The sequence below is a fragment of the Phytoactinopolyspora halophila genome (genome assembly GCF_003287285.1).
GTDB classification, from domain to species: Bacteria; Actinomycetota; Actinomycetes; order Jiangellales; family Jiangellaceae; genus Phytoactinopolyspora_A; species Phytoactinopolyspora_A halophila.
Genome location: NZ_QMIG01000001.1, coordinates 71414 through 97962, shown reverse-complemented (window position 1 = coordinate 97962; position 26549 = coordinate 71414). Strand labels below are relative to the sequence as shown.

The 26549-nt window shown below is 65.7% G+C and carries 22 protein-coding genes, 2 tRNA genes, 1 pseudogene and 2 CRISPR repeat arrays; of the genes and pseudogenes, 13 read left to right on the top strand and 12 right to left on the bottom strand.

Features of this window, described 5'->3' with window-relative positions:
- Window positions 1-88 precede the first annotated feature (88 nt).
- Window positions 89-2014 carry a glycoside hydrolase family 18 chitinase gene (locus DPM12_RS00395; protein WP_112256157.1) on the bottom strand — a complete coding sequence of 642 codons (1926 nt, stop codon included), beginning with the start codon at window positions 2012-2014 and terminating at the stop codon, window positions 89-91.
- A 311-nt stretch (window positions 2015-2325) separates the two neighbouring features.
- Between DPM12_RS00395 and DPM12_RS00390 the strand changes: the two genes are divergently transcribed.
- Window positions 2326-2700 (top strand): hypothetical protein, encoded by a 375-nt coding sequence (locus tag DPM12_RS00390; protein WP_112256156.1) that lies wholly within the window; start codon window positions 2326-2328, stop codon window positions 2698-2700.
- Window positions 2701-2930: 230 nt separating this feature from the next.
- Window positions 2931-3755, top strand: a complete 825-nt coding sequence (locus DPM12_RS00385) for an ArsR/SmtB family transcription factor (protein WP_112256154.1) — start codon at window positions 2931-2933, stop codon at window positions 3753-3755.
- A 231-nt stretch (window positions 3756-3986) separates the two neighbouring features.
- A CRISPR array of direct repeats spans window positions 3987-4939; the repeat unit is 28 nt; unit sequence ATGCTCCCCGCGCACGCGGGGGTGATCC.
- Between the two features lie 92 nt (window positions 4940-5031).
- Window positions 5032-5304: a CRISPR direct-repeat array (repeat unit 28 nt; unit sequence ATGCTCCCCGCGCACGCGGGGGTGATCC).
- Between the two features lie 604 nt (window positions 5305-5908).
- On the opposite strand, the gene DPM12_RS00380 is transcribed toward DPM12_RS00385, so the two are convergent.
- The 3 genes from DPM12_RS00380 to DPM12_RS00375 form a co-directional block, all read right to left on the bottom strand.
- Complete coding sequence (locus tag DPM12_RS00380; protein ID WP_112256153.1) at window positions 5909-6502, bottom strand: dihydrofolate reductase family protein; 594 nt, start codon at window positions 6500-6502, stop codon at window positions 5909-5911.
- A 355-nt stretch (window positions 6503-6857) separates the two neighbouring features.
- The gene (locus DPM12_RS22995) at window positions 6858-7016 is read right to left on the bottom strand and encodes a hypothetical protein (RefSeq protein WP_158542636.1); all 159 of its coding nucleotides are present in this window, start codon (window positions 7014-7016) and stop codon (window positions 6858-6860) included.
- Window positions 7017-7242: 226 nt separating this feature from the next.
- Window positions 7243-7782 (bottom strand): dihydrofolate reductase family protein, encoded by a 540-nt coding sequence (locus tag DPM12_RS00375; RefSeq protein ID WP_112256151.1) that lies wholly within the window; start codon window positions 7780-7782, stop codon window positions 7243-7245.
- 246 nt (window positions 7783-8028) lie between these two features.
- Here DPM12_RS00375 and DPM12_RS00370 point away from each other — a divergent pair, with 246 nt between their 5' ends.
- Window positions 8029-9315, top strand: a complete 1287-nt coding sequence (locus DPM12_RS00370; RefSeq protein ID WP_158542634.1) for a glycoside hydrolase family 15 — start codon at window positions 8029-8031, stop codon at window positions 9313-9315.
- 142 nt (window positions 9316-9457) lie between these two features.
- Here the strand turns inward: DPM12_RS00370 and DPM12_RS00365 are convergent, their stop codons facing one another.
- The 3 genes from DPM12_RS00365 to DPM12_RS00355 are packed head-to-tail and all read right to left on the bottom strand — an operon-like array spanning window position 9458 to window position 12659.
- On the bottom strand, window positions 9458-10273 hold the full coding sequence (locus DPM12_RS00365) for an ABC transporter permease (protein ID WP_211658135.1): 816 nt from the start codon (window positions 10271-10273) through the stop codon (window positions 9458-9460).
- A complete protein-coding gene (locus DPM12_RS00360; protein ID WP_112256147.1) occupies window positions 10270-11280 on the bottom strand; it encodes an ATP-binding cassette domain-containing protein in 1011 nt (336 codons plus the stop codon). Before DPM12_RS00360 ends, DPM12_RS00365 begins: the two co-directional genes overlap by 4 nt.
- The gene (locus DPM12_RS00355; protein ID WP_112256145.1) at window positions 11277-12659 is read right to left on the bottom strand and encodes an FAD-binding oxidoreductase; all 1383 of its coding nucleotides are present in this window, start codon (window positions 12657-12659) and stop codon (window positions 11277-11279) included. Before DPM12_RS00355 ends, DPM12_RS00360 begins: the two co-directional genes overlap by 4 nt.
- A gap of 265 nt (window positions 12660-12924) precedes the next feature.
- Here DPM12_RS00355 and DPM12_RS00350 point away from each other — a divergent pair.
- Both DPM12_RS00350 and DPM12_RS00345 read left to right on the top strand, forming a co-directional pair.
- Window positions 12925-13674, top strand: a pseudogene (locus DPM12_RS00350) (sensor histidine kinase); the annotation flags it as partial.
- Window positions 13671-14354, top strand: coding sequence for a response regulator (locus DPM12_RS00345; RefSeq protein WP_112256141.1), 684 nt, complete (start codon window positions 13671-13673; stop codon window positions 14352-14354). The pseudogene DPM12_RS00350 and the gene DPM12_RS00345, both read left to right, overlap by 4 nt.
- Before the next feature lie 108 nt (window positions 14355-14462).
- On the opposite strand, the gene DPM12_RS00340 is transcribed toward DPM12_RS00345, so the two are convergent.
- The 4 genes from DPM12_RS00340 to DPM12_RS00325 all read right to left on the bottom strand — a co-directional run bounded on the left by DPM12_RS00340 (window position 14463) and on the right by DPM12_RS00325 (window position 16702).
- Window positions 14463-14879, bottom strand: coding sequence for a VOC family protein (locus DPM12_RS00340; protein ID WP_112256140.1), 417 nt, complete (start codon window positions 14877-14879; stop codon window positions 14463-14465).
- Between the two features lie 189 nt (window positions 14880-15068).
- On the bottom strand, window positions 15069-15605 hold the full coding sequence (locus DPM12_RS00335; protein ID WP_112256138.1) for a dihydrofolate reductase family protein: 537 nt from the start codon (window positions 15603-15605) through the stop codon (window positions 15069-15071).
- A 130-nt stretch (window positions 15606-15735) separates the two neighbouring features.
- Entirely contained in the window at window positions 15736-16440 is a 705-nt protein-coding gene (locus tag DPM12_RS00330; RefSeq protein WP_112256136.1) for an AraC family transcriptional regulator, read from the bottom strand.
- A 188-nt stretch (window positions 16441-16628) separates the two neighbouring features.
- A tRNA-Gly gene (locus DPM12_RS00325) sits at window positions 16629-16702 on the bottom strand.
- Window positions 16703-16766: 64 nt separating this feature from the next.
- Here DPM12_RS00325 and DPM12_RS00320 point away from each other — a divergent pair.
- The 6 genes from DPM12_RS00320 to DPM12_RS00295 all read left to right on the top strand — a co-directional run bounded on the left by DPM12_RS00320 (window position 16767) and on the right by DPM12_RS00295 (window position 22519).
- A tRNA-Pro gene (locus DPM12_RS00320) sits at window positions 16767-16842 on the top strand.
- Window positions 16843-16935: 93 nt separating this feature from the next.
- On the top strand, window positions 16936-18501 hold the full coding sequence (tig, locus tag DPM12_RS00315) for a trigger factor (RefSeq protein WP_112256135.1): 1566 nt from the start codon (window positions 16936-16938) through the stop codon (window positions 18499-18501).
- Window positions 18502-18773: 272 nt separating this feature from the next.
- On the top strand, window positions 18774-19340 hold the full coding sequence (locus tag DPM12_RS00310) for an ATP-dependent Clp protease proteolytic subunit (protein WP_112256133.1): 567 nt from the start codon (window positions 18774-18776) through the stop codon (window positions 19338-19340).
- 40 nt (window positions 19341-19380) lie between these two features.
- Window positions 19381-19989 (top strand): ATP-dependent Clp protease proteolytic subunit, encoded by a 609-nt coding sequence (locus DPM12_RS00305; protein ID WP_112256131.1) that lies wholly within the window; start codon window positions 19381-19383, stop codon window positions 19987-19989.
- Window positions 19990-20119: 130 nt separating this feature from the next.
- Window positions 20120-21421, top strand: coding sequence for an ATP-dependent Clp protease ATP-binding subunit ClpX (gene clpX / locus DPM12_RS00300; protein ID WP_112256129.1), 1302 nt, complete (start codon window positions 20120-20122; stop codon window positions 21419-21421).
- A gap of 39 nt (window positions 21422-21460) precedes the next feature.
- On the top strand, window positions 21461-22519 hold the full coding sequence (locus DPM12_RS00295; RefSeq protein WP_112256127.1) for a dipeptidase: 1059 nt from the start codon (window positions 21461-21463) through the stop codon (window positions 22517-22519).
- Window positions 22520-22582: 63 nt separating this feature from the next.
- Here DPM12_RS00295 and DPM12_RS00290 read toward each other — a convergent pair whose 3' ends face one another.
- The gene (locus DPM12_RS00290; protein WP_112256125.1) at window positions 22583-23977 is read right to left on the bottom strand and encodes a sodium:solute symporter family protein; all 1395 of its coding nucleotides are present in this window, start codon (window positions 23975-23977) and stop codon (window positions 22583-22585) included.
- 237 nt (window positions 23978-24214) lie between these two features.
- Between DPM12_RS00290 and DPM12_RS00285 the strand changes: the two genes are divergently transcribed.
- Window positions 24215-25606 (top strand): serine hydrolase domain-containing protein, encoded by a 1392-nt coding sequence (locus tag DPM12_RS00285; protein ID WP_112256123.1) that lies wholly within the window; start codon window positions 24215-24217, stop codon window positions 25604-25606.
- Window position 25607: 1 nt separating this feature from the next.
- Window positions 25608-26543, top strand: coding sequence for a serine hydrolase (locus DPM12_RS00280; RefSeq protein WP_112256121.1), 936 nt, complete (start codon window positions 25608-25610; stop codon window positions 26541-26543).
- The last annotated feature ends 6 nt before the right edge of the window (window positions 26544-26549 follow it).

The following is a 26549-nucleotide window of genomic DNA, read 5'->3' as shown; positions in this document are numbered from 1 at the left end:
TGCAGCCCGCTCGCGGCAACCGGGGGGCGTCGCCGCTACCCGTGTGACATGGATAGCGGCGACGCCCCGACGGTGTGCTGCGTTCTGATCAGTTGGCGAGGCCGGCGCCCAGTGTCTTGGTCAGCGTGGCGTCCGCGTCGTCGCCGTCGAGCGACCACACCATCGCGCCACCGAGGCCGTTGTCCTGGATGTATCCGGTCTTCTGGGTGAGCTGGGTGGGATCGTCATAGGACCACCATTCGGTCCCGTCGTAGAGCCACAGGGCGCCCGTGGACTCGTCGCGGAACCGTTCGCCCGATCTTTCGGTCAGGACCTTGTAATCCTCGATGCCCTCTTCCCAGGTACCGGGCGCTGGGCCGGAGGATTCCTGGAACAGGCCGTCGTTGCCGCCGTCTGACACTCCAGTCCAGCCACGGCCGTAGTACGGAATGCCGATGACGAGTTCGTCTGCTGCCGCCCCGCCGGAGAGGTATTCCTGAATCGCCGTGTCAACGCTGAACTGCACCGGCGAGGGATCGCCCGGCGTGTCATAGAGGTTCGCGTGATGGTTGGTGGTCGACTCCCACGCACCGTGGAAGTCGTATCCCTGCACCGTTGCGAAGTCGAGGTGGTCGAAGATCTCGTTGACCTCATACCCGGCGTCGATCTTTCGCGGGTCGGCGGGCAGGAAGGCCGTCAGGTCGTATGTCCGTCCGGTCTCGGCTTCGAGGTCGTCGAGCTGCGTGCGGAACTCTTCGACCAACGCGGTGAAGTTCTCGCGGTCCTCCGGCCGGACGATGTTGCCCTCCTGGCCCTCGGAGGCCGGCCACTCCCAGTCGAGGTCGATGCCGTCGAAGACACCGAAAGCCGAACCCTCGCCACCGGCGGGATCGCCGCCCTGAACCGGAAGGTTGCCACGAAGGTAGAGGTCGATGCAGGACTCTACGAAGTCCTCCCGGTTCTCCGGAAGTGCCGCATCGGAGAAGTACGTCGACCATGTCCATCCACCGAGGGAAATGTACACCTTGAGATCCGGATACATCTCCTTGAGCTTCTTGAGCTGGTTGAAGTTGCCCTTCAGCTCCTGATCCCACTGGTCGGCCTCGCCGTCGACACTCTCGTTCGCGTTGAAGCCGCGCTGGTAGTCGGCCCACGCGTCACCGACGCCTTCCTGGTTGACGATGAAGCACTCGGAGTTCTCGGAGACGTTGCCGAACGCGTAATTGATGTGGGTCAGTTCTTCTGCCGCACCGCTGGTGTGCAGATCACGGACCAGGAAGTCGCGGCCGTAGATGCCCCACTGGGTGAAGTACCCGACGAGCCGCTCATCTCCCGGACCAGTGCCTGGCGGCAGCGTCTCGGCCGTGACAGGGGCGCTCTGATCGGAGACTCCAGCGGCGTTCTCGGCCGCGACGGTGAACTCGTAGGACGTCTCCGGTGTCAGCCCGCCAACGGTTGCCTGCGGCGATGTCGGCGACGACTGGAGGTCTCCGTCGACGTAGACGAGGTAGTTGTCCGCATCGTCGGATGCATCCCAGGTGAGCGAGACGGACGTGGCGGTGACGCCGGTGACCTCGACGTTGCCGGGTGTGGCGGGAGGCTCTGGTGGCTCTCCGCCTCCGTTGCCGTCACAGGGCGCGCCGTTGATCGTGCATCCGGTGGGGTCGGTCCACGTGCCGGAGTAGGTGCCGTTGAATCCGACGGTGACGGATGCTCCGGGTGCGATGTCGCCGTTCCAGCTCGCGTTGGTGATGACCTGGTGATCACCGTCCGATTGGTGCACGCCGTTCCACACGCTCGTGATCGACTGGGTCGAGGCGAGATCGAATTCGAGCGTCCACCCGGAGACGGCTTCGTCGCCGTCGTTGGTGATCGTGTACTCGGCGCCAAAGCCGGTACCCCAGTCCGAGTTCTTGGTGAACGTAGCGGTCAGATCGTCGCTCGCCGAGCTGTGTGCTGCGGGAAGAAACGCTGCCGGTAGCACGAGCGCGGCGCACGCGACGAGGAGTCGAGTGAGTCTTCGGCGTTGAGTCACGGTCCACCTCCCATTTATAAGAAACTTTCCTATATAAATCGCATGCTAAGAACGCTCACGAGAGCGTCAATCATTCGTTTGGCCGATGGTCTAAAGATCGTCTATGTGTTATGACGCAGCGTCGCTGCGCGTCGTGTGCCGCGCTCAGGGAAGGCTCGCCGATCTGGCGGCTCGACTGGTCAGCCGGGGGTTTGCTCCGTGACGATCTCGGAAAGGATGGTAGGCGACGCGAATGTGCGGTAGGCATGACGTAGGGGTATGTTCTCCCGAACGTCTCGTGACATGTGGGAACAGTGGAGAGAGGTTGGATCATGATTGCTCTGTCGGTGCTCCTCCTCGTACTCGCGCTCGCGGTCATCGTCGTGGTGGTGATTGAAGGTGGCGACGCGGTCACGGTCGAGGCGTTCGGTACCGAGGTGGACACCACGGTCTGGGCAGTGTTCGTCGCCGGTGTCGTCACAGGATTGATCATGCTGGCGGGCGTGGCGGTGGCGCTGGTTGGCGTCAGGCGCGCCCAAGCCCGGCGCAAGGAGATCGAATATCTGCGCCAGAAGGTTGCTGAGCAGGAAGGTTCTGGTCCTTACGCGGGATCGGAGGTATCTGGCGGCGGCCCGATGACGAGTTCGATGCTGGACGAGAAGCAGGGCAAGCGCGGCCGATTCGCCGATCTGTCCCATGGTCATTGAGGGTGGTGGCTGCGTTCCCTGTCATTCCCGGATTCGTGGCGTCCACTCCGTCATTCATGTTCCGGGACATTTCGGTAGGCGGGTATCGAACGTGGCCCGTCCGCCGTAAGGGCCGGAAAGGCTGATTTTGTTCCACGCTCAACGTGCTCGGTATGGCTGGCTTTGACATGCAGCCGTTTGGCTGCATAATTATATGCAGCTGACTGGCTGCGTATTCGAGGTGAGCCGACATGGACGACGTGTTCAAGGCGCTAGCTGACGCCAACCGCAGGCGGCTGCTGGATAGCTTGAATGCTCGAAACGGTCAGAGCCTGCGTGAGCTGTGTGCGGGGTTGGACATGGCTCGGCAGTCCGTCAGTAAGCACCTGGCGGTGCTTGAGGCAGCTGAGCTCGTCACTACTACGTGGAATGGCCGAGAGAAGCTGCACTTCCTCAACGTGGCGCCGATCAACGCCGTCGCCGACCGCTGGATCAGCCGATACCACCGCCAGCACGCCCACGCGCTGGCCGACCTGCAGAGAGCATTGGAGGAGCAGTCAATGAGCGACACCGTGTTTGTTTACACGACCTACATCAACACCACCCCCGAACGGCTGTGGCAAGCGCTGACCGACCCAGCCTTCACGCGTCGCTACTGGGGCGGTGTAGCGCTGGAATCCGATTGGACGGTTGGATCACCGGTGAAGTGGCAGAACGCTCCCGGTGAGGAATTCAAAGACCTCGGCCAAGTGGTGTTGGAATCTGACCCGTACCGCCGTCTCTCCTATAGCTGGCACACCTACCAGCCCGAGCACGCCGAACTCTTTGGCTGGAGTGATGAGGAGCTCGCGGAGCGGCTCAAGGAGAAGCGCTCAAAGGTGACATTCGACATCGAGCCCCAGGGAGCAGGCGTGCGGGCGGTGAAGCTGACCGTGACCCACGATGAATTCGAACCCGGCAGTGCAATGCTCGAAGCCGTCAGCAAGGGGTGGCCGGAACTCCTGGCAAGCATGAAGACCCTGCTCGAAACCGGTGAACCCTTGCCCATGCTCGAACACTCGGGTTCGGACAGCTGAGAGACGCTTGAAAACGTCGGGCGAGGGGGCCGTCTGTATTCGATCATGTGGGATGGCCTGCCCAGAAGGTTGCCTGCGCGGCTCTCAGGCGTTCGTAGTCGTTGATCTGCAATCCTCTAGCTGGGAACGGGGCGATGTGTGTCTTTGTGCGTTTCACCGATGGTCCGACGACCCTCGACGCAAGTGACTCAAATTCGGTATTCTCCGCTGAATCGTTGCTGGTCAAGAAGTATGCTCCCCGCGCACGCGGGGGTGATCCGTTGGTAGCTTGGATCGCTGAGGCGATGGAAGAATGCTCCCCGCGCACGCGGGGGTGATCCTCTTGCGATGGATTTTCAGGTACGGGGTTTTCCATGCTCCCCGCGCACGCGGGGGTGATCCCCGTTACGGGATGCGGAATCCGACCCGTCACGGATGCTCCCCGCGCACGCGGGGGTGATCCCCTCTACATTCTTAACAAGACTGACACTGACCCATGCTCCCCGCGCACGCGGGGGTGATCCAGCAGGGGCCGGGAGCGCTGGTTCACGATGAACATGCTCCCCGCGCACGCGGGGGTGATCCGACGTGAGCCTGGTTCCCCCGCCAGGCCCCGTAATGCTCCCCGCGCACGCGGGGGTGATCCATCGACCATGAGACAACCGGGGTAGGGTCCGCTGGTGCTCCGAATGCTCCCCGCGCACGCGGGGGTGATCCCGAACGCGCCCTAGACCACCCCGGCGATATCCAATGCTCCCCGCGCACGCGGGGGTGATCCCAGACCTCGACACAAACGCAGACGACAAATAGTATGCTCCCCGCGCACGCGGGGGTGATCCCTGTATTCTTGCTCAGTGAAAAAGAAGGACTTCATGCTCCCCGCGCACGCGGGGGTGATCCCCAGAGGGGAATTCACCATGCGTACCACATTCAATGCTCCCCGCGCACGCGGGGGTGATCCTTGCTCAAATCATCGACTTGTTGAGTGGATTACATGCTCCCCGCGCACGCGGGGGTGATCCGTCCTTATCAAAGAATCATTTTCACAGCCTTCTATGCTCCCCGCGCACGCGGGGGTGATCCCCAGGATCTGGCGCGCATCCTGCAACGCAACCCATGCTCCCCGCGCACGCGGGGGTGATCCGCGCCCCTTTCGGGGTAGACGTGTGAGATGGGAATGCTCCCCGCGCACGCGGGGGTGATCCTCCGACGATCGCCGAGATCCGGCGAGCAATGGGATGCTCCCCGCGCACGCGGGGTGATCCGTTCGACGTGGACCCCGATTACGAGTACCAGCAATGCTCCCCGCGCACGCGGGGGTGATCCGCAGCTTTTGGGGTGGAGGCTGTCGGTATCGGAGTGCTCCCCGCGCACGCGGGGGTGATCCCTCACGCGACTTCTGGGAGCTGCGGATGATAGCATGCTCCCCGCGCACGCGGGGGTGATCCTGTCGCCCGCCGATCTGGCTGGGTCGATCCCTCATGCTCCCCGCGCACGCGGGGATGATCCCGAATTGCGACCGGGGTTCGGGTACGGGTTGTGATGCTCCCCGCGCACGCGGGGATGATCCCGGCGCCACGCTCGACATCACCACCGAGAAGGGATGCTCCCCGCGCACGCGGGGATTTCGAGGTGTGGGGGCCAAGCGTGAGCGGAGCTGCGAGACCGGCGTGAGGACAGTCGATACCTGTGTCTGATCGCCGTGAGGGCTGCCCTGGGTCCTGAGGCGAGGTGACCATGATCGTGGGCGGAGAGCCTTGCACGGTGAGTCCACGTGGGAAAGCGCTTTTCGTGCTCGATCGACGTGGTTTCAGCGTGCACGGAAGGTGGTTTCAGCGTGCACGGAAGGTGGGTTCAGCGTGCAAGGGACGTGGACTCAGCGTGCATGGTCGGTGCTCCTTCGACGTGCAAGGCGCAACACCAGACGTATAGAGGTGCGCAGACAGAGCAGCCGCTCCACGGACGACGAAGCCATGGACAGGATCGACGAACGACGAGGTCACCACAGGATCGTCGGCGGAGAGGAGATGCTCGGCCGGCTCCATGGTTCGGTGGGCCAGTCGTCGTCGGAGCCGTGGTGAGGGAGCCATGGGAAGGCAGCCCGTCGCCGTGCAGGGGGCGGCTCCAGGCGGCCGTACGTGTCGAGTCGGCGATCGTCAGCGGGGTGATGCCTGTCAGGCCTGTGTGTTGAGTACTCGGAACCGCAGGTGGGTGGCTTCGGCCGTGGTGATCGTGCTGATGCTTTCCAACCCGACATGGTTGGCGACGTGGTTCTCGAAGAGCCGGATACCGCCGCCCAGCAGCACTGGCGCCATATGGATCGACAGCTCGTCGACGAGACCGGCCCGGATGAACTGTTGAATGACATCGGCTCCGCCCATGACGCACACGTCAGCGGTGTCCGCGGCGGTCCGAGCTTCTGTCAAGGCTTGGTCAATGCCAGTGTTTACGAAGGTGTAGACGCCTCCGTCCGGAACGTTCTGGGGCACACTGCGAGTGAGTACGAACACTGGAGTCCGCCTCGACCCGGAGGGCCCGTCCAGTCCCCACCACGGCACGGAGAGTTCGTAAGTGCGGCGTCCGGTGATGATCGCCCCGACTCCGCCGACCGCGTTGGCGAGTGCCTCGAAGTTGCGCTCGTCGTTGCCGTTGAAGGCCCACGCGTGTAGTCGCTGACCATCCTCGCCCATGGGCTCGTCAGGGCTCACCTGGGAAGCGCTCATGTATCCGTCGAGGGACATGCTGATGTCTACGATCACCTTGCTCATTTGTTGCCTCCATTTGGTTCTGTAGTCGGAATCGTCGCCGGCTCGGAATCTCCGGCGATGGCCTTCGCGAGCTGTTGGAGCGGGTGTCTTTGGGGAAGCCCGCACAGCGCCGGAATTCTTGCCCGTCTTGTCGCTGGTGGTTGCAGCGAACGTGGGCTCAGCCCTGCATAATCAACCATAAAGTTGATTAACTTATAGGTTGATTATGGTGGGGCGCGGGATCGCTGTCAAGGCTGCGGAGGACCGTCCGTGGGGATGTCTTGTGAGTGAGTGCAGCTGACAAAGTCCCCGGGCGACGTGCCGTGCGCGGTGAGTTCACGTAGGAAAGCGCTTTTCGTGCTGGATCGACGTGGTTTCAGCGTGCATGGAAGGTGGACTGATCGTGCACGGCATGTGGGCTGGCGGCGCGGTAGGTGGGCGCGGCGTGCACGGCAGTGGGCTGGCGGCGCGGTAGGTGGGGCCCGGCGGTGCGGCACGTGGTGTAGGAGGCGTGCTGAGATGCCAGCCGTTCCATGTCCGGAAGCTATGACGGCAGCGGCCAGCAGGAGGAGACGCGACCGCACGGCTCGCCTAGATCGCCAGGTAACGAACCGTACGGATGCTGGGAACTACAAACGAGCATTCGCCGTCAAATGTCTTCCGCGGCCGGCCGGGCGGAGTTCCTCCCGACGCTGTTGGGCGTGGCCGAGGATCATCGACGCACGCGGCGCTTGGATCCGAACGAGCTGAACGGCGTGAGCTCATCGTGCGGGACGAAGCCAGAGGTTGGTGACGTGCGACGCATGGCTTGCGCTGACGCGCTCGAGTTTGACGTTGGTTCCGCCGGGGTGTTCGAACAGTCGCACACCGTCACCGAGTAGAACTGGAGCGATGATGACGAGGATTTCGTCGAGTTCACCTGCCTCGAGACACTGCCGGGCAACATTGGCGCCCAGGACGTTGACGTACTTCTCACCGGCGGCGTCCTTGGCGGCTGCCAGCCCGCTGTGGAGGTCGCTGACGAAGGTGAACCCCGGTACGGGCGTATCCGGAGGGTGATGTGTGAGGACGAACGCTGGTCCCGACCATTCGCCGCCGAAGGCGCCTTCCTTGTCCGTCCCCCGGTTCGGATCGTCGCCGCCGAAGGTGCGGTTGCCGACGAGCAGGGAGCCGATGTCTGCGACGAGCCCATCTATGTCGGGATTGGGCTCCAAATGCTCGGCGAGCCAGGACATGTCCCCACCGGGGCCGGCGATGAAGCCGTCGAGCGACATCGTTGCCGAGTACAGAACCTTGGCCATGTTCGTCCCTTCACCGGAAATGGGCGTGGTGCTTCGATGTTCAGACCACGTACGGCGCCGGAACTCATCGCTGTACCGGCTGGTGACATGCCGACAAAAGTAACGGGAGATACTGTTTGTCCATAAGGGCGCGCGGCGTGGCGCGTCCGTTGCCCGTGGCCCCGATGCAGCGGTTCGTTCCTGGCTGCGTGGATTGGTGAGAGCGCATTGAGGTTCGGATCCGAGCAGCATACAGTTCGTCGGATCATGCGCTCGAGACGCTCGTATCCCCTGGCGGTGTTGGGGTGCATAGCGATCGTGGCAGTCGTCATGGCGTCCTTTCGGTCCGGCGAAGCCGAGACGGGCCTCTACACCGAAGCTGTGGCGATCACCTCGGCTGACGAGCGACTGATGGTGCGCGAGGGCGCATCTGCCGAATTCGTCCCGGGCACCCGGGTACTCAGCGACGCCGATTCGGCGGACGAACTGGCGGAAGAGCAGCTCAGCTGGCTGGACGGGGCCACCGTGCCAGACATCGGTTCGGGATACTCCGACATGATCGAGACGGCGCTTCTCGATCTGCACACGCTCACGCTCGATAACGGCGCGGCGCTGGCCGGATGGTCGTCGCGCTGGCGCTACGTCTGGCCGCGAGACGCCGCGTTCATCGCGGCCGCGCTCGCGAGTGTCGATCACGACGACGACGCGGCGCGGATCGTTCATTTCCTTCAGGATGTCCAGGGCGACGACGGCCTGTTCGAGGCGCGATACGTGCCGGATGGTTCGGGCGAACCACCGGACGATCGCGGTATTCAGCTCGACGGCACCGGATGGGCCCTGTGGGCGGTGGCGCAGACGGCAGAGAACATGCCGGCAGCTGAACGGCCGCAGTTCATCGACACCGTGCGTATGCTCGTCGACCGGTCTACGCGGGCCATCCTCCGGATGATTGACAACGAGCAGGCGCTGCCGCCGCCGTCGCCGGACTTCTGGGAGCTCAGCGAGGACGAGGTGACCCTGGGAACCGTCGGGCCGTTGCTGGCCGGGCTGGAGTCGGCCGCGAAGATCTACGGCTGGATCGACGACGCCGCGGCGGCCGACCGCGCTGCCCACGGCGCCGGACGGCTGCGTGCGGCGGTGCACCGCGAGTTCGGCCCCGGCGGCTATGCCCGGTATGCCGACGGTTCCGATCGGGACGCGGCGCTGTTCTACTTGGTGCCGCCGGTGGCGGAGTCGGTCCATCCGGATGTGCGCGATGCGTGGGCGCATGTCCCTGACGAGATGCGGCGGCGTGCCGGAGGTTTGGCTCCGGGCGCGGGCTGGCGCGACGACGGAGTGAGCTGGACCCCGCACACGGCGATGTATGCCCTCACAGCGGCGGCGATGGGTGAGGATGCCATCGCCCGCGAGACACTGATGTGGCTCGATGAGCACCGGACCGTCAGAGGCGCACTGCCGGAGAAGGTGCTGGGGGATGGTAGCCCTGCAGCGGTGGCACCGCTGTCATGGACGGCGGCGATCGTGGTGCTGACGGCCGTGGAACTGGCGGACTGAATCTCGCCCAGAACTGCCGGCCGCCCATCGCGTGCCGATCTGGAAGATCACCGCGGGCGGGTCGTGGTGCTCGTGAACACGCCGATCGTCGAGAGAGCTCGCGCCCGTCGAGTGCTCGCGCAAGTCGCGAGAGCCGGCGCCGTCAGGCACGGTGGCGGTAGGCACGTAACGCGAGCGTTCCGAAGACGAGAAGGAATCCGGCCGACCAGAGCAACGTCACGATCACCGACTCCGCGACGGGGCCGCCCAGCAGCAACCCGCGGGTGGCGTCGACGGCATGGGTCACCGGGTTGACCTCTACCCATGCCTGTAGCCAGCCGGGCAGGGTTTCCTTCGGCGCCACCATGTCTGTGCCGAAAGCCAACGGGAAGATGCCAAGGAAGCCCACGGTCGATACGACGTTCTCTTCGTTGACCGTCACGCCGATCAGAACGGTGAGCCAGCCCAGGCAGAAACCCAGGGTGACGCTAAGTGCGGATGCGGCCAGCACGGAGGGGAAGTCGGTCTGCACGCGAAACCCCATCGCGTAACCGACCGCGAAGACGGTCACCACGGCGACGACGTAGCGCACGGTGTCACCGAGTACCGAGCCGATGAGCGGAGCCGAACGGTCGATCGGCATGCTGCGGAACCGATCGAACACGCCCTTCTTGATGTCGATGTTGATGTTGAGCCCGGTGGACAGCAAGCCGGCAATGAGCGTGCTCATGACCAGAATGCCAGGGAAGAGGTATTGCAGATATTCGGTGGTCGACCCGGCGACCGCTCCACCGAACAGGTAGACGAATAACAGCAGGAAGATGATCGGAAGCATGAGCGCATCCCCGACGAGGCCGGGGTTTCGCCGAGTCTTGATCAGGTTGCGTCTCGCCAGTACCAGGCTGTGCCGGAATACACCCCAGCGGCGCGGCTGGGAGCTCGCGGACGTCGTCTGGCTCATGACGGCCATGTCGGTCATGCTGCGGCTCCTTGGTTTTCGTCGTTGTCCGTTTGCCGGCCGGTGAGCGTGTAGAACACCTCGTCCAAGCTGGGCAGCCGGAGAGATAGTTCCACCACCTCGATCCCCGCACTCGCCAACCGAGCGACAATGCGGGCGAAGTCGGCGTCCCCATCCACCGGCGCGGTCAGTACCTCGGTGCTTGCGGCGTCGGGCTCGTAGCCAAGGACAGCCTGGACGATGGATGCGGCCTCGCTGATCCGGGCGGTGTCCTTTGGCCGGACGACGACGATTTGCCCGCCGACGATGCGTTTGAGCTCGGGTGGTGTCCCGCGGGCGATCACCGTGCCGTGGTTGATGACAGTGATCTGGTCGGCGAGGGCATCGGCCTCCTCCATGTACTGGGTGGTCAGCAGTACGGTTCCACCACTACGGGCGATGGACCGGATCATCTGCCAGAGCTCTTCACGCTTGCCGGGGTCTAGGCCAGTGGTCGGCTCGTCGAGAAACACCACGTCGGGCCGGCCGATCAGGCTGGCGGCCAGGTCCAGCCGGCGGCGCATGCCGCCCGAATATGTGCGGACCCGGTTGTCGCCGGCTTCAGTGAGCTGGAATTCGTCGAGCAGTTCGCGAGCCCGGACCTTCGCGGCAGACTTGGGAAGGTCGAGCAGTTGCCCGAACATCGTCAGGTTCTCCGCGCCCGTCAGATCCTCGTCGACGGAGGCGAACTGGCCGGTGAGGCTGATCCGTCGGCGCACTGCGGCGGGATCCCGGATGATGTCGTGACCCATGATGGCGGCGCGCCCGGCATCGGGCCGGAGCAGCGTGGCGAGCAGGCGAACGACGGTGGTCTTGCCCGCCCCGTTGGGGCCGAGCAGACCGTGCACCGTTCCGGCCTCGATGGTGAAGTCGACACCGTCGACGGCGCGGGTCGTGCCGAACGACTTGGCCAGTCCGCTCGCCTCGATCGCGAGCGTCGTCCCGGACGTGATGGTGGATGTCCTGGTGTGGGCGTTCTCGGCTGTCATCGTGCTCCCTGGGCAGCGGGCCTGATGTGGTGATTGCTCCGGAACACGTTGTCCGGATCCCAGTCACGCTTCACCTCTGTGAGGCGGCGGTAGTCGTCGGGGGTGTAGGCGCTGGCCGTGCGGGCCGGGTCGGCGAGGAAGTTCACGAACGAGCCGCCCGTCGTGTGTGGCCGCAGCCAGGACGTGATCTGGTCGAGGGCGGCGCTGCCCGCGGAGAGCCCGTCGGGGTCGGCGGCCATGGCCACCGACGTGAGCGAGAACGGCGTGTCTCGGTGGCCGATCGGGCCGGCGTGGGCACTGGGGCGCGCCATGGCACCGCCCCAGTGGCGTAGCTCGATTGCGGTCACGGCCGTGTCGACGGAATCCACGACGGCGCTGATCACGTCATCGGGAAGATCTCGGAACAGCTCGAATCGCTGATCGACCGCCATCGGTGGATGCGGTGGCCCGCTGAGTACGGCGCTGGCCTCCGCGAAGGTGTACTCGGCGATGCCGTCGACGAGTGGTGGCCCGGCCACGTTCAGCAGCGACGTCAGGTAGGTGCGAGCGCGTACGGAGCCGGCAAGGCAGAAGGGCCGGATGGCCAGGACCGGCCGATCGCGGATTGGATCCGGCACGTGGGGCGCGTCCGGAATTCGCATCACAGTGATCGATGTGTTCAGCTCGTCGGGCTCGTCGACGGCCCAGTCGCGGTAAAAGCGGAGCACGTGTTCGGCCCGGTCGGTCGGGTAGTAGGACATCCCGGCGTACACCCGATCGACCGGGAAGAGCAGTAGTTCGAGCGACGTCGCGACACCGAAGTTGCCGCTTCCTCCGCGGATCGCCCAGAACAGGTCGGGATGTTCGTCGCCACTGACCGTTAGCAGCCGGCCGTCGCTGACGACGATCTCTGCCCGCACCAGGCTGTCGGCGGCGAAGCCGAACGTTCGTGACAGGTAGCCTGCTCCGCCGCCGAGGGTGTAGCCGGCCACGCCGATCGACAGCGTCCCGGACAGTGGTGCCAGGCCGTGCGGAGCGGCGGCGTCCACGACGTCGGACCAGAGTGCGCCCGCGCCGGCTCGCACCGTGCGGCTCTCCGGATCGACCTCGACGTGGTTGAGCCGGCCCGTCTTCAGTAGTACGCCGCCGTCGGCCGGTACGTACGTTCCGTGCCCGGTGGCCTGGACGGCGAACGGGACGCCATGCTCCCGGGCGGCGCGGACGGCGGCGTGGACGTCGTCGGCTCCGGCAGCCTCGGCCACCACTGCCGGGTGCGGGTCGATGGTGCGGTGCCACGAGCCGCGCCCGGTCTCGTAGCCGTGGTCGCCGGGAACGTGTACGGGGCCGGCGAACGTGGAGCGCAGCGTCGCGGTGACGTCGCTCGTCGCGGGAATTGTCATCGGGTCTCCTCGTGGAGGGTGCGCGCCGGAGAGGGCGCACGGATGGGTAGGAGCTGATTCGTGCCGTGAGGCGTCATGCATTCCGATGTTCGGCCGTGGCTCGCCTCCGCGTCGTCGCACGTGAGAAGGCTGTTCTCGGTACGGGATGGGGCGTAGTTCGGGGCTGAAGTACTCCCCCGGGAGTAGCGGCGACTGTCTCTGCCGAGAGGACGGACACGTGGGAGTGTGGGTCTACGATGTGTCCATGGCCATCGACCGCCGCTGGAGAACGTTCCTCGTCGCCGGATGGGCGCTCTCCGCCGTGGGGATGGCCGTCGCCTACGGTCAATGGCGCGCGTACGTCCGCGAGGTCGAGGAACGCGCTGCGGAGGCAGAACGAACCCGCGAAGAGGCCGCGTTGCGGCGCGCGGGGGAAGAACGTCTGCGGATTGCCCGGGAATTGCACGATTCGCTGACCCACAACCTCTCGATCATCAAGGTTCAGGCCGGTGTCGCCGTTCACCTCGCCCGTAAGAACGGCGAGGACGTGCCCGGGGCGCTGCTGGCCATTCAAGACGCGAGCAGTGACGCCGTCCGCGAGCTTCGAGGGACGCTCGACGTGCTGCGCAGCGATAACGGGGATTCGAGCAGCGCACTCGAACGCTTGCACGGGTTGGTCGAACGGGCTCGATCGGCCGGCCTGCCGGTCACGGTGAGCGTGGAGGGCGAGCTGGACGGGTTGCCCGCGGACGTCGACCTGGCGGCGTACCGGATCATCCAGGAAGCGCTGACGAATGTTGCCCGCCATGCCGGCCCCGCCTCGGTCTCGATCCAGGTCACGAAGGATGGCGGCGAGCTCGGCATCCAGGTGAACGATGACGGCAAGGCGACCGACGAGGCACCTCCGTCGCCCGGCGTCGGGCTGACCGGCATGCGTGAACGGGTGACGGCCCTGGGAGGGTGGCTGCGCGCCGAACCCCGCCCGGAAGGTGGCTTTCGGGTCCGTGCCGCGATTCCGGTGAAGGGGGCACCGTGAGCGAGCCGGTCACGGTGGTTCTGGTGGACGACCAGCCGCTCATCCGGGGTGGTTTCCGGGCGTTGCTGGATGCCGAAGACGATATCGAGGTGGTGGGCGAAGCGTCGAACGGTCAGGAAGGCGTGGAACTGATCCGCCGCCACCGTCCTGTCGTGGCGCTCGTGGACGTCCAGATGCCCGTGGTGAACGGCGTCGAGGCCACCCGGCAGATCGCGTCCGACCCGGAACTCGTCGACGTGCACGTGGTGATCTTGACTAACTACGGTACCGACGAGTATGTGTTTGAGGCGCTCCGGGCCGGGGCGAACGGCTTCCTCGTCAAGGACATCGAGCCGGCTGACCTGCTGCAAGCCGTGCGCTCAGCGGCACGTGGCAATGCCCTGCTCTCTCCGGCCATCACGCGCAAGTTGATCGGTGAGTTCGTGTCCCGGCCGCCGTCCGTGCGTACCGCCGCTGGTCTCGAGGAGCTCACCAACCGGGAACGTGAGGTGGTGGCGCTGGTCGGCCGGGGATTGAGCAATGAGGAGATCGCCGCACAGATGGTCATCAGTCCGTTGACCGCCAAGACGCACGTCAGCCGTGCCATGACCAAGCTCGCCGTTCGTGACCGCGCCCAGCTCGTCGTCTTCGCGTACGAATGCGGTTTGGTGACGGCATCCGGACCGGACGCCTCCCGCTGACACGGGTGCTTCCCGCTGAACGGTGACGATTGAAGGAGCGCGTCGGTACCGGCCGGTTGGCTCGGCCGACCGCGTTCGGACGGCCGTGGTCGTCGGAGGGGTGGCAGGTCAGGACTGGTCAGAAGGCCAGGTGGGGCGTCGCGAGAGCAGCTCGGGAAACTCGACATGGAGTACGCAGAACTCGTTGCCCCATGGATCGCGCAGCACCCAGAAGTCGTGGTCACGCTCGTGTTGATAGTCCCAGCGGGTGGCGCCGAGCATTTCGAGTCGCTGGACTTCGGCTTCGATGTCGTCGGTTTCGAGGTCGACGTGGATCCGTTCCTTGGAGACCTTCTGGTCGTTGGTCGCGTGCAGCAGTATCCGGATGTCGGAGTCGGGCAGGCGTAACCGCCGGTAGATGTGGCGGCTCTGTTCGGCGAGCGGCTCTTCGGTCGCATCGAGTGCTGCGGACCAGAACGTGACACCACGGTCGAGGTCATCGACGTCGATCACGATGTGGCACAGGCGGCTGCGGTGATTGGTCATGACCGCTCCCGTTCGATGAGGTCCCGAATCACTCTAGGGGTACGGTCCCCCGGATCGGGCGATCGTATCCCGCCTGCCGATGACCCTGACTTCGATGTCCAGAGATGCACTTATTCGCCGATCCGACGGCATTTCCGCACGTCTGGATATCGAAGTCAGGGCCCGGAGACCCCCGACTGCGTGTGAAGGTCAGGAGGCGGGCACGTAGGTGAGGTTGAGTACGCCGGTGGAGAGCGTGCTGCTGTGGGTGAGGGTGAGCTTGTGCGTGGGTGTGTTCTCGAACAAGTGCTGACCACTGCCGACGGCGATCGGGTGGACGAGCAGCCGGAGCTCGTCCAGCAGTCCATTGGCGAGCAGCCAGCGCACGGTTGTCGCACTGCCGGATATGCCGATGTTGCCGTCGAAGCCGTCCTTGAACCGGCGGACCGTGTCGACATCGCCTGGCAGCACCGTCGTGTTGTTCCATTCCGGGTTCGTCAGCGAGCTGGAGATCACATACTTCGGAATCTCGTTGAAGTGGGTGGCGATCGGCTCGTCGGTGCTGCTGGGCCAGTACGCCGACCACTCGTCGTAAAGCTTGCGTCCCATGAGAAGCGCACTGTTCTCGTCGATGCCCGCGGTGACGACGGCCTCCATCTCGTCGTTGAAGTAGGGGAAGTGCCATTGGTCCGGCGACTCCACCACATCATCGAGCGTGATGAAGAAATTCGAGACGATCTTGCCCATAGTTCGATGTTCTCCTTCTGGCCATGCTGTTGGCCGTTGCCTTGGTGGCTCATGATCCGCCGGCCGAGCCACCGGCGAACCAGCGCGGCGTGAAGCCGGTGCCACGCTGGACGCCAGGGTACGGACGGGCTCAGGCGTCCGTCTTGTACAGAAGCGACAGCGGCTCCGCGGCATCGCCGCGCCGCAGCTGGGTCGCCGTGCGGCCGATGAAGCGGGTGAGTGACCGGGCTAGGTGCGGCTGGTCATAGTAGCCGAGCCGGTGCGCCACATCGGTGGGCGTCATGTCCTCACCGAGCAAGATCGCCGCCTGCCGGGCGCGCTCGATCTGCCGGATGGCGCTGTGTGTGAGGCCGGTGGCCGTGACGACCCGCCGCTGCACCGAGCGCATACTGACCGTCGCCGTTCCGCCCTCGACGACCTCTTCCACGAGCGGATCGTGGACGATTACCCCCTCACGGGCGAGCCTGGCCACGAAGTCCTCGGCGTTTTCGAAGTTCGGCAGTTCCCATTCCTCGCCCCGCAGCACGAACGCCTTGGCGGTGACATGGGGGCAGTCCAGCTGCCGGTCGACCAGCTGCGACACCGGTAAGTGCGGCATCGAGGTGCCGGCCGAGAAGCTGATCCCGAAGGCTTCGAGGTCGTCAGGCACGTCAGCCATGCTGGCTGTCGTCTCCGGGCCCCGGACCGCAGCGTGGGGGAGGCCACGATGCTTCCACACGACGAGTTCCCAGATCGATGTCGCTACGGACATCATGTGCTCGGCGCCAGCATTGCGGCTATGCCATACCCGGGCGACATATGGCGAATCTGACGGCCGGTCTTCGGTTTCCAGCATCGTCCGCCTCCTCACGAGGTCGACTTGGCAATGCAAGGAACAGAGCCGTGCTTGCTGTGGCAGAAAACTATGCGATGTGCGGAGCAACGAGCCAAACGCACGTAGACCGCCCGAGCCGCTGGCAGGCCGCACCGAGGGGCGGCCCGAAGGCCCGGGTACGGACCTGGCCTCACCTGCGCCGGAGCGCGTGGAGCGGGTGACGGGAATCGAACCCGCATAACCAGCTTGGAAGGCTGGGGCTCTACCATTGAGCTACACCCGCGTGGAGGAGCGTGCCTCCGCGTACTAGAGTACATGGTCGTCTGACGTAGAATTGTACGGGCATGCGGGGCGTAGCGTAGTGGCTAGCGCGCCTGCTTTGGGAGCAGGAGATCGCAGGTTCGAGTCCTGTCGCCCCGACCAGCCAACGGGTACGGTGGTGGGTCCAGAGACCTACGGGCCTGCCACTTTGACCGTGACCAAAAAGACCACCTCATCTACAGGAGACACGTCAGCGTGAAGAGCGTCGTCGAGACCCTGAACCCGACGCGGGTCCGGCTCGCGATCGAAGTTCCCTTCTCCGAACTCGAGCCGAACATCAAGTCCGCCTACAAGCGCATCAGTGGCCAGGTCAACATCCCCGGCTTCCGCAAGGGGAAAGTGCCGCCGCTGGCGATCGACCAGTTCGTGGGGCGTCCTGTCGTCCTTCAGGAGGCGGTCAACGACGCGGTTCCCAAGCTGTACGGCGACGCTGTCCGGGAGAACGAGCTGGAGCCGCTGGGCCAGCCCGAGATCGACGTGTCCGAACTCAACGACGGCGAGGAGTTGAAGTTCACCGCCGAGGTGGCGGTGAAGCCGCAGATCGAGCTGCCGGAGTGGGAGGGCCTGGAGGTCCAGGTCGACGATCTTCAGGTCAGCGATGCCGATGTCGAGGAGCGCCTGGAGTCGCTGCGTGCCCGGTTCGGCACGCTCGTCGGTGTCGAGCGCCCGGCTGCGGACGGCGATTTCGTGCAGATCGATCTGAACGCCACGGCCGATGGGGAGCCGGTCGAGGGCGGGCAGGCTTCGGGTGTCTCCTATCAGATCGGCAAGGGTGGCATGATCGACGGGCTCGACGAGGCCGTCACCGGACTGTCGGCTGGGGAGTCGACGACGTTCCGCACCACGCTGGTCGGCACGCACGACGGACAGGAAGTCGACTGCGAGGTAACCGTCACGGCGGTCAAGGAGCAGCAGCTTCCCGAGCTTGACGATGAGTTCGCCCAGCTGGCCAGCGAGTTCGACACGCTCGACGAGCTTATGAACGATCTTCGCGAGCAGGCGACGCGTTCGGCGCGTATCGAGCAGGCCACGGAGGCGCGCAACAAGGTGCTTGAGGCGCTGCTGGAGAAGGTCGGCGACGTCCCGGTTCCGGATGAGATCGTCCAGTCTCAGCTCGAACAGCATTTCAGCGATGGTCACGGCGACGACGAACACCGCGGGGAGTTCGAGCAGCAGTTGCGCCAGAACCTCGTGCAGCAGTTCGTCCTGGACGAGCTGGTGCAGGCCGAGGAGCTCGAGGCGTCGCAGGAGGAGCTCACGTCTTATGTCGTGCAGCAGGCCATGCAGCGCGGCATCGATCCGAACCAGCTCGCGCAGCGGCTGGTCGACAACGGTGAGCTGCCATCGGTGGTGGCCGATGTCCGCCGGGGCAAGGCGCTGGCCATGGTCGTGGAGAAGGCGACGATCCGCGACGCGTCGGGCAACCCGGTCGAGCTCGACCGGTTGATGGAGGATGGTTCGCTGGCCGAGGAAGGCGCGAGTGAAGGAACCGAGGCTGCGGGCGCCGTGCCGGATGTCGAGTTCGCCGAGCTGGATGAGAGCGAGCAGAGCGACGAGAGCGATGTGAGCGCCGGGGCGGCCACGGAGGCTGGCAGCGAGGCCGACACCGCCGGGCAGTCCGCGGAAAGCGGACGGGTCGACGCTGTGGCGGATTCGGATGACTCCGATGGTGCGGCCACCGCGTCGGGCGGTGACGACGCGTCCGGCAGCGACGACGCGTCCGGTGGGGACGGGGAGCCGGAGCCCAAGGCCGACGCCTGAGGGCGGACCACCGAGACGATCTGGCCGGGCGGGAGCCGGGAACGCACGCCGTCAGCGAACAGGCCCGATCTGCGGATGGAGTCCGGGGTTCGGTTGGTTAATGTCAGTACATCGGCGGTAAGCGTTCCGTGCGACACTCGCCGTCCGAGCGACACACCGATCGACTGACGACAACCATTCGAAAGCCTGAGGAGCATGCGGTGAACCCACGTCCGGAGACACCCGGTCCCGTCCCGTCCGAGCAGGCCCAAACGACGCCACCGGGAACGTCGATGGGTCTGGACGACCAGATCTACAACCGACTGCTGCGCGAGCGCATCATCTTCCTGGGCTCCGAGGTGCGCGAGCACAACGCCAACGCCATCTGTGCGCAGCTGCTGCTGCTGTCCGCGGAGGATCCCAACCGGGATATCCAGCTGTTCATCAACTCGCCGGGTGGCTCCGTGCCGTCAGGTATGGCGATCTACGACACCATGCAGTACGTCAAGCCGGACATCGTCACGGTGGCGATGGGCTTCGCGGCGTCCATGGGGCAGTTCTTGCTGGCTGCGGGTACGCCAGGTAAGCGCTACGCCCTGCCACACGCCAAGATCCTCATGCACCAGCCCTCCGGCGGTGTCGGCGGCACAGCCAGCGACGTCCGTATCCACACCGAGTCACTGATCCGTACCAAGAAGGAGATGGCCGAGCTCATCGCCCGGCACACCGGACGTTCGACCGAGGAGATCGAGCGCGACTTCGACCGCGACCGTTACTTCACCGCCCAGGAGGCGCTGGAGTACGGCTTCATCGACCAGGTCGTTGCCAGCGCCTCGGAGATCCCGAGCACCGAAGCCTGATCAGCAGTCGCGCCCATCGAGACGAGAGAGATCTTTTGCGATGAATTACTACATTCCACAGTGGGAGGAGCGCACCTCCTACGGCTACCGTCGGATCGATCCGTACGCGAAGCTGTTCGAGGAGCGCATCATCTTCCTCGGAACGCCGATCTCCGACGACGTGTCCAACGCGGTCATGGCCCAGTTGATCTGCCTGGAGTCGATGGATCCCGACCGGGACATCGAGATCTACATCAATTCGCCCGGCGGTTCGTTCACGGCCATGACGACCATCTACGACACGATGCAGTTCATCAAGCCCGACGTCCGCACGGTGTGCATGGGCCAGGCTGCCTCGGCAGCGGCCGTCCTGCTCGCCGCGGGCGCTCCGGGTAAGCGGCTCGCCGTGCCGAACGCGCGAGTGCTCATCCATCAGCCGGCCGTCCCGGAGGGGATGTTCGGTCAGGCCAGCGACATCGAGATCCAGGCCAACGAGATCGAGCGGATGCGCCGCCTGATGGAGGAGATGATCTCCAAGCACTCCAACAAGGAAGTGGAGGAGGTCCGCAAGGACGTCGAGCGCGATATGATCTTGACCACGCAGGAAGCCATTGACTACGGCCTGGTGGACAATTTCACGTCGTCCCGCAAGGCACGGCATTCCGTCTAGCCTGGGGCGACTCGCCCGATTGGTGAGATGGGTGCCACGCGGACGGCCGAGGAGGTACTTTCGTAGGACGCGGGACGAGATGGGTCCGCGGTAGGAGCAAGACGGCACCTGAGACGGAAGGACGTACCGCGTGGCACGCATCGGTGACACCGACCATCTGCTCAAGTGCTCTTTCTGCGGTAAGAGCCAGAAGCAGGTCAAGAAGCTCATCGCCGGCCCTGGGGTGTACATCTGTGACGAGTGCATCGACCTGTGTAACGAGATCATCGAGGAAGAGCTCAACGAGAACGCAGAAGCCCCGGGGTTGGCCGAGCTGCCCAAGCCCCGCGAGATCTACGAGTTCCTCGAGCAGTACGTCATCGGTCAGGACGCCGCCAAGAAGGCCCTGTCCGTCGCGGTGTACAACCATTACAAACGGGTCCAGGCTCGCCAGGCCGGTCGCGCGAACAGCAAGGACGAGCCCGTTGAACTGGCGAAGTCCAACATCTTGATGATCGGCCCGACGGGCTGCGGCAAGACCTATCTCGCCCAGACGATGGCTCGGATGCTCAACGTCCCGTTCGCCATCGCCGACGCCACCGCGCTGACCGAGGCCGGATACGTCGGTGAAGATGTCGAGAACATCCTGCTCAAGTTGATCCAGGCCGCAGACTACGACGTCAAGAAGGCCGAGACCGGGATCATCTACATCGACGAGGTGGACAAGGTGGCTCGCAAGAGCGAGAACCCGTCCATCACGCGCGATGTCTCCGGTGAAGGCGTGCAGCAGGCCCTGCTGAAGATCCTCGAAGGCACCGTGGCGAGCGTTCCCCCGCAGGGTGGTCGCAAGCATCCGCACCAGGAATTCATCCAGATCGACACCACCAACGTGCTGTTCGTGGTCGGCGGGGCATTCGCGGGCCTGGACGAGATCATCCAGCAGCGGATCGGTCGCCGCGGTCTCGGATTCGGTGCCGAGATCAGTAGCAAGGAGGACAACGACGCGTCGGAGCTGTTCCGGCACGTCATGCCCGAGGATCTGCTCAAGTACGGGCTCATTCCCGAGTTCGTCGGGCGGCTTCCGGTGCTGACGACGGTGAACCCGCTGGATCGCGAGGCGCTGATCCGGATCCTGTCCGAGCCCCGAAATGCGCTGATCAAGCAGTACAAACGGACGTTCGAGATCGCCGACAACATCGAGCTGGAGTTCACGCCGGACGCGATCGAGGCCGTCGCCGACCAGGCGCTGGTGCGTGGCACCGGTGCCCGGGGCACGCGTGCAGTCATGGAAGAGGTCCTGCTCGACGTGATGTACGAGGTGCCCAGCCGGGACGATGTCGGCCGGGTGGTGATCGATCGCGAGGTCGTGTTGCGTAACGTGCTGCCAACTCTCGTTCCACGAGATGCCGCGCCCCAGCGCGGCCGGCGGGAACGGCGCGAGAAGAGTGCCTGAGCCGGGACCCCGGCGTCCTCGTTCCGCGCCGGATCGATGATGGCGACGACGTTGAACTGGCGGACGGTGCACGATCAGGCCGTCGTTGCCGACACCCATAACGACTTGCTCTGTTCGGTCGCGCTGCGGCCGGTGCACCGGTGGGGTGAGTTCTTCGGCGAGAGCTGGCTCCCGCAGTTGCGGGCTGGCGGCGTGAACATCCAGGTGTTGCCGGTCTACATCGACACCCTGCACCGGCCCGAGAGGGCGCTGCGGCAGACCCTCCAAATGATCGAATGCGCCCACCGGATCGTCGAGGCTCACCGCGACGATGTCGCGCTCTGTCTCGATGGCGCGGATGTCGATTCTGCTTTGGCTAGCGGGCGCATCGCCTTCGTCCTCGCGCTGGAGAGTGCCCCTGGCGTCGGCGACGACGTGGAGCTGCTGCAAACGCTGCACCGCCTCGGCGTGCGGATGGCTTCGCTGGCGCATTTCGGCCGGACGCCGCTGGCCGACGGCAGCGGCGAGGACGCGACGGGGAGCCGGCTGACCCGGGCTGGCGTGGCCGCGGTCGAGCTGATGGAGCAGCTCGGGATGATGTTCGATGTCAGCCACCTGGGAGCATCCGGGGTGGAACACGTCCTGGAGCTCGCCAGCCGGCCGCTCATCGCGACACACTCGTCCGCGCGCAAGCTGCGGGACCACCACCGCAACCTCACGGATGAACAGCTCCGGGGAATCGCGGCCACCGGCGGGGTGGTGTGCCTGAATTTCTTCGCGCCGTTCCTCGACGAGAGCGAACACACCATCGATCGCCTCGTAGATCATCTCGAGCACATGGTCGACGTGATCGGCGTCGAGCACGTCGGGCTGGGTCCGGATTTCGTCCAGGAGGTCATCCACGACATCACCCCGCCGGGGTGTGAGGATCCGGCCGGGGCGAGCTCGGGCGGCGGCATCGCCCGGCTCTCGTACATTCCCGGCTTGGAAGGCCCGGCGGGCCTTCCACTCGTCACCGACGCTCTGGCCGCGCGGGGCTGGAACGAGCCCGACATCCGGGCCGTGCTCGGCGAGAACGTGCATCGCCTGTTCCGTGCGGAGCTCGGTGTCCCGTCGTGACGCTCCGCGCGGCGAGCGCTGTCCGGGGGCTGGCGTCGGTGCCGAACCTGGTAGCTCGTTCGGCTACACGTCGAGCACCGCGAGCTGTTGCTCGGTCGGTTTGCGGGTGAACGCGCTGACGCCGAATATCAGCGCGAGCGACACGGCGAGCGCGGGCACCATTGGCGGCAGGTCGAACGGCTGGTCCAGGATGTACCAGATGAGCGCCGTGCCACCGCCGCCGACGACGGCTGAGGTTCCGGCCGCGGCGGTGGCGCCGCGCCAGAGGTAGCCGGCATAGAGCGGCACCAGCAACGCTGCCGCGTACATGGTGTAGGCGAAGACCACCGCGGTGACGATGTCCGGCATGGCGACGGCGAGCGTGAACGCCAGCACGGCGAAGACGACCACGGCCAGCTGGCCGACCTTGCGCAGCTCCACGTCCGACGTCTCGCGGTGCATCAGTTGCCGGTAGAAGTCCCGGGTGAGGTTGATACTGGCGCTGAGCAAGATCGAGTTGGTGGACGTGACGATAGCGGCCACGACCGTGGCGAGCAGCAGGCCGCCGATGGCGACCGGCATGAGATCGGTGACGACGGCGGCGAACACGTCATCGGGAACGACGTCGGGCCCGAGGATGGCGCGCCCACCCCAGCCCAGGAGCGCCACCAGGCCGTACCCGACGAGTGCCATCGGTACGAGGAGCACCATGGCCTTCTTCGCCACCCGTTCGTCGCGCGCGGAGAAGATGCGCGAGAAGATGATTGCCTGGGAGACGGCGGTCGTGCCGAGTGCCGCGATGGCCATGTTGAACGCGCCGAGGCCGTCGGTGTCGGTGAACGGCCGCAGGAAACCGTCGGGCAGGCCGTCGGCGGCGGAGCCGACCCCGCCGTTGGTCTGGAACAGCAGGATCACGCCGGTGAGCAGGCCGCCGAAGATCAGTATGGCCTGGATGCTGTCGGTAAACGCGACGCCCTTCATCCCGCCGAAGAGTGAGATCAGCGTGAATGAGACGACGCCGATGACCATGGCCGGAGTGCGGTCGAGGTCGGTGAACGTGACGAGGATCCCCGCGATCGCGAGGATCTGGACGGTGACGACGGCGATGTCGCCCACGATGATCATTGCCGCGCTGACGTATCGGGTTGTGTTGTCGTACCTCAACGCGAGGAGATCGGGCACCGTGTACTGGCGGAGTTTGCGGCTGCGTTCGGCCATGACGACGGTGGCCAGCACGATACCGAGCAGCGCCCCGAGTCCGGTGAACCACCAGTCGATCCCCAGGTCGTAGAAGCTGCCGGTCCAGCCGACCACGGTCGCGCCGCCGATGTAGGTGGCGAACAGCGTGCCGATGAGGACGGGCAGACCCAGATTGCGTCCGGCCAGGGCGAAGTCTTCGACGCCGGAGATGAACCGGCGAAACGAGATCCCGATCGCCAGGATGATGACCAGGTAGACGGAGATCATCGTGATGTACATGTGGCCCTCCCGGCCGCCGCCTGTTCGGTCAGGTGTTTCCAGTCCCAGCGCAATACCGTGTCTTGAACTGAGATCTGGGTCAACGTCCGCGCGGACGTTCCCCAGTATGTGATCTAGGCCACTGATAGCAGTCTGGACTATCGCACGAGTTCAAGGCCGCCGATTCGTTGTACACGACTAACCACCACCATGTGCGCCCTTCTAGCGTGGTGCCACTCGACGAAGAGGAGGGACGTGATGGGAGACCTGCACGAGATACAGGGCTGGCTCGATGGCCATCTCGGGGAACTCGCGAACCGGCACGGAGTCCCGGGAACGTCGGTGGCCGTGCTGGCAGGCGGCGACATCGCGGAGGCCGCTACGGGCGTGCTGAACGTGCGCACCGGTGTGGCCGCCACGACCGACTCGGTGTTCCAGATCGGGTCGATCACGAAGGTGTGGACAACGAGCCTGATCATGCAGCTCGTCGACGAGGGCCGGCTCGACCTCGACGCCCCCGTGCGTGCGTACGTCCCCGAGTTCACCGTGGCGGACGCGCGGGCGAGCGCGCAGATCACGGTCCGCCAGCTCACCTGTCACGTGGCCGGGTTCGAGGGCGACATCTTCACCGACACGGGACGCGGGCACGACGCCGTCGAGAAGTACCTGGGCGTCATCACCGAGGTGCCGCAGCTGTTCGCGCCCGGGGAACGGTTCTCCTACAACAACGCGGGATACGTCGTCCTCGGCCGGATCGTCGAGGTCTTGCGGGAGAAGCCGTTCGGTACGGCGTTGCGTGACCACCTGGCAACACCGCTGGGCCTGTCGCACCTGGCGACCGACGCGGACGAAGCGATCTTGCACCGCGCGGCGGTCGGTCACATCGAACCGGAGCCGGAAGCCGAGCAGGTCCCGGCGCCGGTCTGGTCCCTGCCCGCCTCCAACGCCCCGGCTGGCTCGCTGCTTGCCATGAGCGCCGCCGATCTCGTGCGCTTCGCGGCCATGCACCTCGCCGGGGGCACGTCCGCCGACGGAGCGCAGATCCTGTCTGACGGCTCGGTCTCGGCCATGCAGGAGCGCCAGGTCGAGCTCCCGAATCTGGGCATCCTGGGCAATGCGTGGGGCCTCGGCTGGGAGATCTTCGATTGGGCCGGGGGTGTCGTGATCGGTCACGACGGCGGAACCATCGGGCAATCGGCATTCCTGCGCATCGTTCCGGGCACCGGCGTGGCGGTCGCGGTCCTCACCAACGGCGGCAATCCGCTGGCGTTGTACTCCACGGTGATGGACCACATCCTGCAGGAGCTCGCCGGGGTCCGCGTGCCGTCCCTGCCCGCGCCGCCGGATCGGCCCGAGCCCGTCGCCGACCCCGCACGCTACGTCGGGCGTTATGCGGCCGACGTGGTCGAGTACACGGTGGAGGGCGACGCCGAGGGGCGGCTCTGGCAGACCATGACACCGCGTGGCGTGCTGGCCGAGGCGGGTCGGAAGGAGGTCCGGAGCGAGCTGGTCCGGCTCTCCGGTGACACCTTCGTCACCGCCGAGCCGGTCGATGGCATGCACATGCCTGCCGCATTCGTCGGCAGTGACCCCGATGGCCGGGCGAAGTTCCTGCACCAGGGGCGTGCCGTGCCGCGGGTGGAGCGCTGACATGAAGGCCGTCACGCACCGGATACGGGAGGTCTTCGAGGAGGCCGGGGCGAGCGGCGCCGTGCATGCTCGCCGCATCGGGACCGGCGCCATCGACACCCCCGCCGCCGACGACGTGGAAGCCGCCGGCACCGCTGGGCTAGCCGAGGTGAACGTCGATGCCGACGCCCGTGTGGTCCTCGCCTCCGTATTCAAGATCCCGTTTGCGGTGGCCTACGCCCGGGAGGCCGCGGCGGGCGGGTTGGACCCCGCCGAACGCACGACCGTGACGGCGCGCGATCGCACGGGCGGAGTCGGCACCGCCGGATGCGCGGACGACGTCGAGATGAGCTGGCGCGATCTGGCCATGTTCATGATGACGATGAGCGACAACGCGGCCACCGACGTCCTGTATCGCCGCCTCGGATACCGGCGGATTCAGGCGGTACTCGATGACGTGGGACTGCACAGCACGAACATCATCGGCTGCTGCGAGGACCTGTTCGCCACGATGGCGGCCGATCTCGGCGTCTCGCTCGACGAGCTCGGGCCGGCGTTCGTGGAGGCCGGTCCGGAGCGCATCTGGAAGCTGTCTGTGCTGGACCCGGCGCGGACGAGCGCGAGCACCCCGCGCGATCTGACCACGTTGCTGGCCGCGATCTGGACGGACGAGGCCGGACCGCCCGAGGCGTGCGACGAGGTGCGCTCGATCATGGCGCACCAGATCTGGCCCCACCGGCTCACGTCGGGATTTCCCGGCGACGTCCAGGTGGCAGGCAAGACGGGCACGCTGCCGGCCGTGCGCAACGAGGCCGGGGTCGTGACCTATCCCGATGACCAGAGCTACGCGGTGGCGGTCTTCACCCGCGCGGAATCGCTCGACCCGTGCCAGCCGCGGATCGACGCCGCCATCGGGCAGGCCGCCCGGCTCGCCGTCGAGCATCTGCGTGGCGAATGACCAAGG